12 protein-coding genes are annotated in these 13131 nt (G+C 71.9%); 7 read left to right on the top strand and 5 right to left on the bottom strand.

Features of this window, described 5'->3' with window-relative positions; all coding sequences use genetic code 11:
* Positions 1–69: 69 nt before the first annotated feature.
* From ABD286_RS04165 to ABD286_RS04145, 5 genes are all read right to left on the bottom strand, one after another.
* A complete protein-coding gene (locus ABD286_RS04165) occupies positions 70–951 on the bottom strand; it encodes a glycosyltransferase family 2 protein (protein WP_344190567.1) in 882 nt (293 codons plus the stop codon).
* Positions 948–2012, bottom strand: a complete 1065-nt coding sequence (locus ABD286_RS04160; RefSeq protein WP_344190564.1) for a glycosyltransferase — start codon at positions 2010–2012, stop codon at positions 948–950. Before ABD286_RS04160 ends, ABD286_RS04165 begins: the two co-directional genes overlap by 4 nt.
* Positions 2009–3076, bottom strand: coding sequence for a glycosyltransferase family 4 protein (locus tag ABD286_RS04155; protein WP_344190562.1), 1068 nt, complete (start codon positions 3074–3076; stop codon positions 2009–2011). Before ABD286_RS04155 ends, ABD286_RS04160 begins: the two co-directional genes overlap by 4 nt.
* Positions 3064–4185 carry a glycosyltransferase family protein gene (locus tag ABD286_RS04150; RefSeq protein ID WP_344190560.1) on the bottom strand — a complete coding sequence of 374 codons (1122 nt, stop codon included), beginning with the start codon at positions 4183–4185 and terminating at the stop codon, positions 3064–3066. Before ABD286_RS04150 ends, ABD286_RS04155 begins: the two co-directional genes overlap by 13 nt.
* 143 nt (positions 4186–4328) lie before the next feature.
* Complete coding sequence (locus ABD286_RS04145; RefSeq protein WP_344190558.1) at positions 4329–5036, bottom strand: GAF and ANTAR domain-containing protein; 708 nt, start codon at positions 5034–5036, stop codon at positions 4329–4331.
* Between the two features lie 304 nt (positions 5037–5340).
* Between ABD286_RS04145 and ABD286_RS04140 the strand changes: the two genes are divergently transcribed.
* The 7 genes from ABD286_RS04140 to ABD286_RS04110 all read left to right on the top strand — a co-directional run bounded on the left by ABD286_RS04140 (position 5341) and on the right by ABD286_RS04110 (position 13068).
* A complete protein-coding gene (locus tag ABD286_RS04140) occupies positions 5341–6096 on the top strand; it encodes a sigma-70 family RNA polymerase sigma factor (protein WP_344190556.1) in 756 nt (251 codons plus the stop codon).
* 97 nt (positions 6097–6193) lie between these two features.
* The gene (locus ABD286_RS04135) at positions 6194–6661 is read left to right on the top strand and encodes a DUF4396 domain-containing protein (protein ID WP_344190554.1); all 468 of its coding nucleotides are present in this window, start codon (positions 6194–6196) and stop codon (positions 6659–6661) included.
* 233 nt (positions 6662–6894) lie between these two features.
* Complete coding sequence (leuS, locus tag ABD286_RS04130) at positions 6895–9792, top strand: leucine--tRNA ligase (RefSeq protein WP_344190552.1); 2898 nt, start codon at positions 6895–6897, stop codon at positions 9790–9792.
* 9 nt (positions 9793–9801) lie between these two features.
* Positions 9802–10293, top strand: a complete 492-nt coding sequence (locus ABD286_RS04125; RefSeq protein ID WP_344190550.1) for an anthrone oxygenase family protein — start codon at positions 9802–9804, stop codon at positions 10291–10293.
* Between the two features lie 9 nt (positions 10294–10302).
* The gene (locus ABD286_RS04120; protein WP_344190548.1) at positions 10303–11187 is read left to right on the top strand and encodes a DegV family protein; all 885 of its coding nucleotides are present in this window, start codon (positions 10303–10305) and stop codon (positions 11185–11187) included.
* A 6-nt stretch (positions 11188–11193) separates the two neighbouring features.
* Positions 11194–11838, top strand: coding sequence for a glycerol-3-phosphate 1-O-acyltransferase PlsY (gene plsY, locus ABD286_RS04115; protein ID WP_344190546.1), 645 nt, complete (start codon positions 11194–11196; stop codon positions 11836–11838).
* A 492-nt stretch (positions 11839–12330) separates the two neighbouring features.
* The gene (locus ABD286_RS04110) at positions 12331–13068 is read left to right on the top strand and encodes a ComEA family DNA-binding protein (RefSeq protein ID WP_344190544.1); all 738 of its coding nucleotides are present in this window, start codon (positions 12331–12333) and stop codon (positions 13066–13068) included.
* Positions 13069–13131 lie beyond the last annotated feature (63 nt).

Below are 13131 nucleotides of genomic sequence, written 5' to 3'. Positions count from 1 at the left end.
TTGGAGCCGGACGGCCCCACCTCGTGAGTACCCCGGGGAAGCAGTCCAAAACGGACAGCGCGGTCCGTCTCACGCCGTGACGACCCAGCGGTCGCTCGCCGGGTCCAGCGCGGCGAGGCCGCGCTCGGAGAAGGCGGCCAGCCACCCCTCCATCGGGAACCATCCCCACCGCTCACGAAAGACGTTGGCGTTGCGGACGATCGAGACGAGGTGCCGCACCGGTGGTGCCTCCGTGGGGTGGTGCTGGTGGTATGCCGCGGCACCACCGACCCAGAGCATCGTGCCGTTCGCGTCCCTCACGCGCTGACCGAAGTCGGTGTCCTCGGCGCCGTACCCGAGGTAGTCCTCGCTGAACCCGCCGAGGCGTTCCCAGTCCGCGGAGGTCAGGGCGAAGGACAGCGACCAGAAGAGGCGCAGGTCGTCGGCCACGAGGACCTCGTCGCCGGTGGGGACTGGACGACCGGGGTGCGGGTCGGCCAGTTCGGAGAGGGCGTCGGTGCGGTAGTCCTCGGGATGGTCGACGGGCGGCAGGTAGGCCACGGTCCCGCACGCGACCACCGGCCGGGCGGCGACCGGCTCTGCGGCGACAGGTGCGGCGACGACCGCGGCGTCGAGGACGGCGGCGTACCGCTCCAGGGTCGGTGGGGCGGGGATGCAGTCGACGTCGAGGAACACCAGCCGGTCTGCCCCGGCCGCGATGGCGGCGCGGGCGCCGACGTTGCGCGCGCGGGCCAGGGGGAGCTCACCGTCGTCGTCGAGGTCGACCGCGACGACGAGGGTGGTGGAGGTCTCCCGCGCAACGACCTCGGTGATGGCGGGGTCGCCCATCGCCACGACGACGTGCAGATCGGCAGGGGCGCTCTGCTGGGCCAGTCCCCAGAGCTGGCCGCGCAGGTGGTCGTGCCGGCCGTGGGCGATGGTGATGACTGCCGTGCGGCGAGGCGTGGTCACGGTGCGACCGGCACGGCGGTGAGCCGGGCGAGGTGGTCGGCGACCTGATGCGCGCCGGTGCCGTCGGACCAGCGCGACCAGCCGTGACCGCCACGGGCGGCAGCGAGGTCGAGCAGCTCGGGCCAGGTGTCGGCCTCGGGCCAGTCGGTGCGCCCCACCGCGATGCGCCAGTCGTCGATGCGCCGGGCGGTCGACTCCTGCTCGGCGTGCGGGCGGGGCTGCGCCACGATGACCGCCGGGCGGCGCGCGGCGGCGATCTCGGCGACGGCGTTCTGCCCGGCGTGGCTGACCACGACATCGGCCCGCTGGAGCTCGTCCCACAGGTCCCGGGTCCCGTCGACTGCGGGGGAGCGTTCGACCCAGGTCCAGCCGGGGGTGGCGTCCTGGGCCGCGCGGACGTCGGCGGCGGTGGTCGTGCGCCCGCCCGCACCCCACAGCAGCAGGACGGTCCGTGGCTCCTCGCCGGTGTTGGTCGGCTGCTCCGGGTCCACCGGGGACTGCGACGAGACCGCCGACACCGACGCCGAGGTCGGCACATCGCGACCGTCGAAGCGGGAGATCCCCCCGACGAACCACGCCTTGTCGACCCAGCGGTCAGGCCAGTGCAGGTCGTGCGCACCTCGCGGCCACGGGGCGAGCAGGGCGTCGGCGGTGTCGTACGCGAGCCGGTGGGCCGGGTCCTCGCGACGTCCCGGCATGGCCACGACGACGGTCGGCACGCCGGACAACCGCGCCAGCAGGGCCACCTCGACCGAGACGTCGACGACGATGGCGCGGGGCTGCTCGTCGGCGGCCCAGGCGGTCAGCTGGGCGGCTCGCCGGGCGAGCCCGCGGTGGTGCTGCGGCACCCAGTGCAGGGCGCCGTGTGCGGTCACGTCCCTGTCGCCGACGTGCTCCGGCCACGGCTCGTCGTCCCGGGCGAGGGTCGTCCAGCCGCCCTCCCAGCCGGGCGGGCAGGGAGCCGAGCTGAGGCCCCATACCGGCTCGTCGAGGACGGCCGCGATGCTCTGCATGCGCGTGAGGTGGCCGGCGCCCTGGTGGTGCGCGTAGTAGCCGATCACGCGGCGGCCAGGGTGGCGCGGCTGAGGGTGAGGTAGACGTCGAGGTAGGCGTCCACCATGGCGTCGAGGGAGCAGTGCTCGACCGCGTGGGCCCGGCAGGCGTCCCTGCTCAGCCGCGTGACCGACTCGACCGCGGAAGCGGCAGCGGCGACGTCACCGGGGTCGACGAGCACGCCGCAGCCGTCGATGACGAACTCCGGCAGCCCACCACGGCGGTAGCCGAGCACCGGTGTGCCGCAAGCCATCGCCTCGGCGGCGACCAGGCCGTACGGCTCGTCCCACGCCGGGGTCACGAGCATCGCGGCGCTGGACCCGACCAGGGTGCGGAGGCTGGGGACGTCGAGGTGACCGACGTACTCGGCGGCCGGACCGAGGAGGGGTTGGAGCACCTCGCGGAAGTAGACGGGGTCGCCGATCGGCCCGGCCAGTCGCAGGTGGCGCCCGCTCGCGGCAGCGATGCGCACCGCCTCGTGGGGCGCCTTCTCGGGGACGACGCGACCGACCCAGACGAGGTCGTCACCGCCGAGGCCGGGCGTCCAGACCTCCGTGTCGACCCCGTTGTGCACGACCGCAGCGTCGGTGACGTGACCCCACTGCTGCGCGGTGTAGCCGCTCACGGCGACGAACTGCGACCGGCGCTGGTCCATCAGCCGGATCGCGGGTTCCAGCCACGGCGTCGGCGGGGTGTGGAGCGTGGTGAGCATCGGGGCTGGGCACGACTGCGCCAGAGCCACGGGGAGGTGGTGCAGGCTGTTGTTGTGGATGAGGTCCACGTCGGTGCGCCCGGCCAGCTCGAGCATCACCTGGAGGTAGGCGTGGTGCTCCTGGAGCCACGGCTCGGCCGGCATCGAGACGTCGGCGCGCGCAGCGTCGCTGAGCTCCAACGGCAGCACGGTGATCTCGCGGGCGTCGAGAGCGGGGTCGCTGCCCGGTCCGGCGAACAGCGTCACGTCGACCCCACGGGCACGCAGCCCCTTGACCAGGGCCCAGGTGAGCGACTCCAGGCCACCGGCGAACGGCTGCTGCAGCGGGTGGCGGGCCGAAGCGAGGATCACGACGTGCATGCGAGCCTCCGCAGTCCCGCGCGGGCGACGGACCGCGTGTAGATCGCCTCGTGCGCCCTGGCCAGCGAGGCCCGTTCGGTATGGCGCTCGCGCACCGAGGCGCGCGGCGCCACGTCACCGTCGAGCCAGTGGTCGTGCGCCGTCCGCACGGCGTCGACGAAGGAGGTCACGCGGCTCGGGCCGGACGCGGCATACGACAGGACCGGGCGCTGGTCGGCGTAGAAGCCGCAGTCGGGCGCCACCACCCAGGTGCCGAGGTCGTGGCAGGCCTCGAGCCAGCCGGAGTGGGTGCCGAAGCGGTAGGCGAGCACCGACACGTCGAGCCCGTGCAGGTAGGCGAACAGCTCGTCGTCGGTGAAGAAGTCGTGCACCGCCAGCTCGAGCCGTCCGTCGTCGGCCAGCGACTGCAGGCGAGCGGACAGCTCCGCGTCGTGGCGGGGGAAGCCCTCCGTCATGACGTCGGTGTGGGCGTCCACCCGCAGCACCGCGCCGGGCAGGGAGGGCAGCGCCTCGAGGAGCGCGTCGACGAGGGGGATCGGGTCCATGTTGGCGCGCAGGCTCTTGGCGTGGATGCCGATGACGAACGCCTGGCCGTCGATGCGCGGCTGCTTGAGCCACTCGTCGGAGACGACGTGGGGGTGCGGCAGCACGGTCGCGGCCCGTCCCCAGCGGCGCAGGATGCTGGCCGCCGCGCCCTCGGTGAGCGTGATCAGCTCGTCGGCCTCGGCCACGAGGACACCCAGCTGGGCCTCATGGGTCTCGGGGTCCTCGTGGTGGGGGTTGCGCAGGTCGTGCACCGTGAGGACCAGGGGCTTGTCGTGCGCGCGGAGCGCGGCCACGACGGAGCGGAGGTCCTCCGGCGACACGGCGTCGAACCCGAAGTGCACGTGCATGACGTCGAACTCGTCCGCGTGCTCGTGGACCCACTCGGGCGTGAGCATCCGCGGCGGCCACCACGGGGAGTCCGGAGACGACCCCGATGGCGGGTCGGGCAGCCGCACCACGGCCGGGCTCCCACCCGGCGCAGCGGTCGGGCGGGTGGCAGGGACGGGGGACAGGTGCCGGACGTAGACGTGACCGGACGGGACCGAGGCGACAACCGTGCTCAAGACTTCCTCCAGGGAGGGGAGTCGAGCCTGCGTCAGCAGAGCCCGACAGGGCAGCTGGCGCGTGGTTTGACCGGCTAGTGGTTACTTCTGCCCAACCTAGACCCCTGCACCGACAACGGCGACCCGCGAGCACGGGGACGGGGTCAGGACGTGCTGCGACCGTGGCTGCCGGTGATCTTCTCGGCGATCGCGGCGAGCTTGGTGTTGGTGCGGCTCGAGGCGCTGCGCAGGATGTCGAACGCCTGGTCGGCATCGACGTCGTGGGCGGCCATGATCAGACCCACGGCCTTGCCGATCTCGCGGTTGCTGTCGAGACCGCGACGCAGGTTCTCGACGTCCGCCTGCCGCTCGGCGGCCGTGAGGGCGATCGAGGTGAAGGCGGCGAGGACGGCGCCGATGTCGGCCGACTCGCTGGTGAGGGCGCCGGGAGTGTCGGAGAAGACGTTGAGCGCGGACCGGCCGTCGGTGCCGTGCTGCAGGCGGTAGCCGATCATGCCGCGGACCGGGGTGCGGCCGATGGTGAGCTCGGCGAGGGCCGGCCAGGTCGAGAAGCTCGTGATGTCGTCGTCACGCTGGAAGGACTCCTCGACGATGCTGTCGAGGCAGGGACCCTCACCTGCCTCGGTCTCGAGGCGGTCCATGAGTGACGCCACGTCGTCGCTGGCGGCCCGGGAGATCAGGGCCTGGTCCTTGCCCAGCGTCGCGATGGAGACGTGGTCGGCACCCGGGATGATGTCGACGGCCCGTCGACAGATCGTGTCCAGCACCTCTTGGTGGTCGGCGCCGGAGTAGACGAGCTCGGCCAGGGAAGCGAAGGCCTCGGTGGCCTCGAGGGGGATGCTCGGTGACATGGGAGCAGTATCACTCGCGTCGGTCGCCGGGCACAGCCCGGGGAGGCTCCCCTGTTGCGGGTGGGGCTCTACGGTGGTTGTGTTTAAACGAAGACACGTGGTCCAACAGAGGCGCCATGGTTCTCCTCCACGTGATGGGACCCTCATGGCCGCACGACCCGCTTCATCGATCGCACTCCGACCCCAGAGTCCGGCTCCGGGCACCAACCCCCTCACTGGGGCCGTTTCGGCTCGGGCCGCCAAGCCATCCTCGAGCACCAACCCGTCTTCGGGTGGCAGCCCTGAGGACGGCACCAACCCTCCGTTGACCGGTCACGAGCTGGCTGACCAGCTGCTCGCCCAGGCCGAGGGTTGCGGGGACTCTGCCATGGTGGGCAGGCTGCGCCAGCAGGCGGTGCTGCTCACCCTCGACCTGCCCGACCGGGTCGCTCGCCGCTACCGCGGGCGCGGCATCGACAGCGACGACCTCGTCCAGGTCGGCCGCATGGCCCTGGTCAAGGCCGCCAACGGCTATCGCGTCGGCGCCGGCAACGGTTTCGTCTCCTACGCCCTGCCGACCATCCTCGGCGAGGTGAAGCGCCACTTCCGCGACACCGGCTGGGCCGTTCGTCCTCCCCGCCGCCTCCAGGAGGTCCGGGTCCAGGTCATCGCCGAGGAGGACAGGCTGAGCCAGGACCTGCGGCGCTGGCCCACGCCCGGTGAGCTCGCCGTCGCCCTCGCCGTCGACGTCGAGGAGGTGCGCAGCGCCCGGCAGTCCGGCGCCGCCTACACCGCGGTCTCGCTCGACCTGCCCGGTGACGAGGACGGTGGTGGGGTGGACGTCGTGGCGCGTGAGAGCGCCGACATCGACAGCCTCCTGCGCTCGCGCGTCGTGTGCGACGGCGTCCGTCGCCTCACCGAGCGCGAGCGGCTCATCGTGCACCTGCGCTTCGTCGAGGAGCGCACCCAGTCGGAGATCGGCTCGGTGCTCGGGGTGAGCCAGATGCAGGTGTCGCGGCTGCTCACGTCCATCATCGACGGCTTGCGACGAGACCTCGTCGACGTGGCGTCCGCGGCCTAGCCCGCGGTCCCGGTTCCCGGTCGGGACGGCGCGCCGTGACCCAACCGGCCTCGCCGCCCCGTGGAATACACCCCCTGGGGGTATCGTTCGACGAGTCATGGGCACCCATGAGATGACCAGTTCCGGCAGCTCCCTGTGGCAGCAGGCCGTCGCAGCGACCCTGCACTGCCTCACGGGATGCGCCATCGGTGAGGTGCTGGGCATGGTCATCGGCACCGCGCTCGGCCTGCACGACCTGGGGACGGTCGCCCTGTCCGTCGCCCTGGCCTTCGTCTTCGGCTACGCCCTGACCATGCGGTCCGTGCTCGGCTCCGGGCTGGCGCTCAGGGCCGCCCTCGGCGTGGCACTGGCCGCCGACACCGTGTCGATCTCGGTCATGGAGGTGATCGACAACGCTGTCATGCTCGTCGTGCCCGGCGCGATGGACGCAGGCCTGGCCGGCTGGCTCTTCTGGGGCGCCCTGGCCACCTCACTCGCGCTCGCCTTCGTCGTCACCGTGCCGGTCAACCGGTGGCTCATCGCCCGGGGCCGGGGCCACGCCGTCGTCCACGGACTCCACCACTGACGCGCGGTCCGTCAGCGGGCGCGTGCTCCCGATCTGCCCGAACTGGGCTGCGCTAACCTAGGCGCATGGCACGGCAGCTCCTCCTTCGATAGCCGCGTCGGCCCCCGGACCACCGAGGCCGCCGCGGCCAGCCCCTCCTGCGCGAGGGGCTTTGTTGTGGGTACCGCCTGTCGTGGGTACGAGCAGCGAGAGCAGCACCCCGTCCGCCAGACGCGACACGACACGAGGATGAGATGAGCGAGACGCCGCACCGCTACACCGCCGAGATGGCCCAGCAGATCGAGCTGGCCTGGCAGGACCGTTGGGAGGCCGAGGGCACCTTCCGCGCGCCGAACCCGGCCGGTCCCTGGGCCGAGCCCGACAAGGTCGCCGACCGCGAGAAGCTGCTCGTCCTCGACATGTTCCCGTACCCCAGCGGTGCGGGCCTGCACGTCGGCCACCCGTTGGGCTACATCGCGACCGACGTCTTCGCGCGCTACCACCGGATGACCGGCAAGAACGTCCTGCACTGCCTGGGCTACGACGCGTTCGGCCTGCCCGCGGAGCAGTACGCCGTCCGCACGGGCCAGCACCCGCGCACGACGACCGAGGCCAACATGGTCGTCATGAAGCGCCAGCTCCGGCGGCTGGGGCTGGGTCACGACGACCGTCGCACCATCGCGACGATCGACCCTGGCTACTACAAGTGGACCCAGTGGATCTTCCTGCAGATCTTCAACTCCTGGTACGACCCGGAGGCCGTCCGTCCGGACGGGGGAGTGGGGAGGGCCCGTCCGATCGACGAGCTGGTGCAGGAGTTCGTATCGGGCGCGCGCGCGGTTCCCGGTGGCGCCGACTGGGCGGGGCTCACCCCCGCCGAGCGGTCCGACGTCCTCGACGACTTCCGCCTGGCCTACACCTCCGAGGCGCCCGTCAACTGGGCTCCGGGCCTGGGCACCGTGCTCTCCAACGAGGAGGTCACGAACGACGGTCGCTCTGAGCGCGGCAACTACCCCGTCTTCAAGACCAACCTGCGCCAGTGGATGATGCGCATCACCTCCTACTCCGACCGCCTGGCCGACGACCTCGACCGCGTGGACTGGCCGGAGAAGGTCAAGGCCATGCAGCGCAACTGGATCGGTCGCAGCCAGGGTGCTCGAGTTGCCTTCCCGGTCGTCGGCCACGACGCCTCGATCGAGGTCTTCACGACGCGGCCCGACACGTTGTTCGGCGCGACCTTCATGGTCTTGGCCCCCGAGCACCCGCTGGTCGACACCCTGGTGTCCGACGGTGACTGGGCCGAGGGGACCAACCCGGCGTGGACGTCCGGTGAGGCGTCACCGTCGGCGGCGGTCGCGGCATACCGGTTGGCGGCGTCGCGCAAGAGCGACCTGGAGCGGCAGACCGAGGGCAAGGACAAGACCGGTGTCTTCACCGGCGCCTTCGCGACGAATCCCGTGACGGGACAGCAGGTCCCGGTGTTCATCGCCGACTACGTCCTGATGGGTTACGGCACCGGCGCGATCATGGCCGTGCCGGCGCAGGACGAGCGCGACTGGGACTTCGCGGCGAAGTACGAGCTGCCGGTCATCCGCACCGTGCAGCCGTCCGACAGTCACCCGGAGGACCAGGCGTTCACCGGCGAGGGTGCGGCCATCAACTCGTCCAACGACGAGATCTCGCTCGACGGCCTGCCCGTCGCCGACGCCAAGGCCGCGATCATCGAGTGGTTGTCCGCCAAGGGGTTCGGACAGGGCACGGTCAACTACAAGCTGCGCGACTGGCTGTTCAGCCGGCAGCGCTACTGGGGTGAGCCGTTCCCCATCGTCTTCGACGAGGACGGCGTCGCCCACGCGGTGCCCGAGTCGATGCTGCCCGTGGAGCTGCCGGACGTCCCTGACTACTCTCCCAAGACCTTCGACCCCGAGGACTCGTCCTCGCAGCCCGAGCCGCCGCTGGGTCGGGCGCGCGAGTGGGTCGAGGTCGAGCTCGACCTCGGCGACGGCCGCGGCGTGCAGAAGTACCGCCGTGAGACCAACACCATGCCCAACTGGGCCGGCTCCTGCTGGTACTACCTGCGCTACCTCGACCCGGCCAACGACGCCGCGTTCGTCGACCCGGAGAACGAGAAGTACTGGATGGGGCCGCAGGCCACCACCGTCCCGGGTGCTCCCGAGGGCGTGACGGATCCGGGCGGTGTCGACCTCTACATCGGTGGCGTCGAGCACGCGGTGCTGCACCTGCTGTACGCCCGGTTCTGGCACAAGGTGCTCTACGACCTGGGTCACGTCAGCAGCGACGAGCCGTTCCGGAAGTACTTCTCCCAGGGCTACATCCAGGCGCCCGCCTACCGCGACGACCGGGGCCAGATCGTCCAGGCGACCGAGGTCGTCGAGGTGCCGAACCACGACGGTGGCGAGCCCTCCTACACGTGGCAGGGCCAGCCCGTCACGCGCGAGTTCGGCAAGATCGGCAAGTCGCTCGGCAACGTCGTCAGTCCCGACGAGATGTGCGAGCAGTACGGCGCCGACACCCTGCGCGTCTACGAGATGTCGATGGGCCCGCTCGAGCTGAGCAAGCCCTGGGAGACGCGGGCGGTCGTCGGGGCCCAGCGGTTCCTGCAGCGCTTGTGGCGCAACGTGATCGACGAGGAGACCGGTGAGCTGCGGGTCGTCGACGCACCGCTCGACGACGCTACCGCCCGAGCCCTGCACAAGACGATCGACGCGGTGTCGCGCGACTTCCCGACGCTGGGCTTCAACACGGCCATCGCGCGGCTGATCGAGCTGAACAACGCCCTGACCAAGCTCGACGCCGTGCCCCGAGAGGCAGCGGAGAAGCTCGTCGTCATGACGGCTCCGCTGGCGCCGCACATCGCCGAGGAGCTGTGGTCGAAGCTGGGACACGACGAGACGGTGACGTTCGAGCCGTTCCCGGTGGCCGACCCGGCGCTGCTGGTCGAGGACACCGTGACCTGCGTCGTGCAGATCAAGGGCAAGGTCCGCGACCGCCTCGAGGTGCCTGCCGACATCAGCGAGGACGCCCTGCGCGAGCAGGTCCTCGCCCTCCCCAAGGTCGTGGCAGCGACCGAGGGCGGCATCCGCACGGTCATCGTGCGGGCGCCCAAGCTCGTCAACGTCGTGCCGGTCTAGGTCGCTGCGATGAGCTGGGTCGAGGTCGTCGTGGCGCTGACCGCGCTGGCCTCGGCCCTGCTCTCGGGAGCGCTGTTCTCGTTCTCCGCGTTCGTGATGCGCTCCCTGGGTCGCCTCGACGTGCCCGAGGGGATTCGCGCGATGCAGCGGATCAACGAGGACGCACCCCGGAGCCTGCTCATGGTGCCCCTGGTGGTCTCTGCGGTGGGCTCGGTCGTCGTGGTCATCGCCCCGGTCGCCGGCTGGGTCGCGCCCGGATCGTCACTCTCCGGTGACGGCATCCTTCTCGTCCTCGGCGGCCTCCTCGGCATCCTGGCGTTCGTGGTGACGGCCGCGGCGAACGTGCCCCGCAACAACGCCCTCGCGACCCTCGACTCCGGTGACCCGCGCGCCGCGGGTGAGTGGGCGGCATACCGGGCGTCGTGGACCCGCTGGAACCACGTCCGGGTGGTCCTCGCCCTCGGCTCGGCGGTGCTGCTCGCCGTGGCCCTGCACGGGTAGCCTTCGGACGTGTCCGTCGCCATCGTCACCGACTCCACGGCCTACCTGCCGCAGTCGGTCGTCGACGCCCACCACATCCACGTGGTCCCGCTGCACGTGGTCATCGGCGGCACGGAGTTCAGCGAGGGTGTGGACGTGACCACCTCGCAGGTCGCGACGGCGCTGCGTGCGTTCCGGCCGGTGTCGACGTCCCGCCCGTCGCCGCAGGCGTTCCTCGAGGCGTACGAGAAGGCTGCCGCCGGGGGCGCGGACGCCGTCGTCTCGGTCCACATCTCCGCCGACATGTCCTCGACCGTGGAGTCCGCCCACCTCGCAGCGAAGCAGTCCCCGGTCCCCGTGCACGTGGTCGACTCGCGTTCGTTGGGCATGGCGATGGGGTATGGCGTCGTGTCCGCCGCCCTGCTCGCTGCCTCCGGCGCCTCCGCGGAAGAGGTTGCGGCACAGGCACTTTCGCGTGCCGCGGGCGCGCGCGTGGTCTTCTACGTCGACACCCTCGAGCACCTGCGCCGAGGCGGCCGGATCGGTTCGGCATCGGCGTTCCTCGGGTCGGCGCTGGCCATCAAGCCCATCCTCGAGCTCGTCGACGGACACATCAGGCCGCTGGAGAAGGTGCGCACCTCGACCCGCGCCCTGGCCCGGCTGGAGGAGATCGCAGCGGCGGCGGCGACGGCGGCGACCGGTGCTGTGGACATCGCCGTCCACCACCTCGACTCCGCGGCGCGCGCCGAGGACCTGGCCGAGCGGCTGCGGACGCGGGTCCCCAGGGCCCACGAGGTGTCGGTGGTCGAGCTCGGCGCGGTCGTCGGGGCGCACGTCGGCCCCGGCACGCTGGCAGTCGCGGTGTCGCCACGCCCGGCACCGGGGTCCGCGACGGACGTTCCGCAGGAGGGCTGACCGGTCGTGGTCTCGCTCGTCCTGCTGGAGCACGCGTCGTTCTGGGAGCTGGCGAAGGTGCCGGTGGCTGCGGCCGTGGCCTTCGTCCTCGGTGCCGTGAACCCGGCGACGATCCTGGCCAAGATCCTCGGGAAGGACCTGCGCACGTCGGGGTCGGGCAACCCGGGCGCCACCAACGCCGGACGTGTCCTCGGCGCCAGGTGGGGCGTCGTCGTCGGCGTCCTCGACGTCCTCAAGGGGCTGCTGCCGGTGCTGCTCGCGGCGCACTTCCTGGGATCGATCACGGCGTTGGTCGTCGGACTGGCCGTGGTGCTCGGCCACATCTGGTCGCCGTTCCTCAAGGGTCAGGGCGGCAAGGGCGTCGCGACGTCGCTGGGGGCGATCCTCGCGGTGGAGCCGTGGTTCGCGCTGGTGATGGTGCTGGTGTTCGTCGTGCTCGTTTGGCGGCTCCGCTGGGTCGCGGGCGCCTCGGTGTCGGCCTGCCTGCTGCTGCTCGCGCTGGGGGTGGTGTCCTGGCTGGAGTGGGTGCCGTTCGGGTCGCGGGACACCGGGGCCTGGTGCGTCGTGCTGGCGCTGCTGGTGATCTACCGGCACCGCCGCAACATCGAGCTGTGGGTCTCGGCTCGCCGCGACGCGTCGTCCACACCCTGAGTCCTCGCTGACCGTTGTCCACAGGGATTCGTCCGTGGGTGCGGTGGTGAGGGGTTGCCTTCCTAGCGTGCTCGTATGCCGCTGCGTCGCCGCCCGCCCGAACCCTCACCTCGCCTACGTGCCCTGCTCGCCTCGACCTCGGTGTCGCTGGGATCGGGACAGGGCCCGGAGGGGACTGCGGGGCCAGGTGATCGCACGCGTGACACTGCAGGAGAGCGTACGTCGTCGTCCGGCAGCCGTGTGTCGGCGACCGGGCGAACGCGGGCGTCCGATCCGTCGCTCACGCCGTGGCAACCCGATCGCGACTGGATCGCGGGCACCGGCGCGGGCACCGACGTGGGCGCCGTCACCGGCGATGGCGCCGAGCGCCCCCGGGGCGCTGCTCGCGGCGGGCGGCACCGTCGTCCCGGGCCGCCGCACCCAAGGTTTCTGACGCTGCCCGAGGCCTTGGCCGGCGCTCGGTGGACTGGTCCGCGGGCAGCGGTCGCTGGATTGCTCGTCATCGCCGTCCTCGCGTCGGTGGGGTTCGGGGTCCGGGTGGCCTGGGCGCGCGCTGCCAGCACCCCGGAGGTGATCGCCCCGGCCCAGCCGGGGTCAGCAGTGGTGGGCGGCGGCACGGGAGCGACCGGGTTCGCCTCATCGAGCACGGCGTCCGGGGGCGGCGGTCCGCCCGGCGCAGCGGCAGCGACCGGAGGCGGGGCGACCAGGGCTGCCGGGCTCACCGTCCATGTCGTCGGTCAGGTGAAGAAGCCCGGCATCCTCACGCTGCCCGCAGGCTCCCGCGTGGCCGACGCCGTCGCCAAGGCGGGCGGTGCTCTCAGGGGTGCCGACCTGGCCGCGGTGAACCTGGCTCGGCCGCTGGTCGACGGCGAGCAGGTGCGCATCCCGAAGCCGGGGGAGTCTGCGCCGCCCGCCGATGGCACGGGCGCAGCCGGAGGTGGTGCGGGTGGCTCAGGTGGCTCAGGTGGCTCCGGCGGCAGCGCCGGTGGCTCGACTGGGGGTGCGGCCGTTGGAGGAGGAACAGGAGGTGCAGCAGGGGTGAAGCTCGACCTCAACCGGGCGACGGCTGCCGAGCTCGAGGAGCTTCCCGGTGTCGGCCCCGTGCTGGCCCAGCGCATCCTCGACTGGCGCACCGAGCACGGTCGGTTCGCGTCGGTCGACGAGCTCGGTGAGGTGAGCGGCATCGGCGAGAAGATCTTCAGCCAGCTCCAGCCCAAGGTGACGGTGTGAGCGACGCCAGGAGGTCGTCAACGCCGGTGCCCTCAATGTCGTCAGGGCCGTCGTCCCCGCAGC

Source organism: Pedococcus aerophilus (genome assembly GCF_039532215.1).
Taxonomy (GTDB): domain Bacteria; phylum Actinomycetota; class Actinomycetes; order Actinomycetales; family Dermatophilaceae; genus Pedococcus; species Pedococcus aerophilus.
Note: the sequence above shows the minus strand (reverse complement) of the source record. Positions and strands in the feature narration are given on the sequence as shown.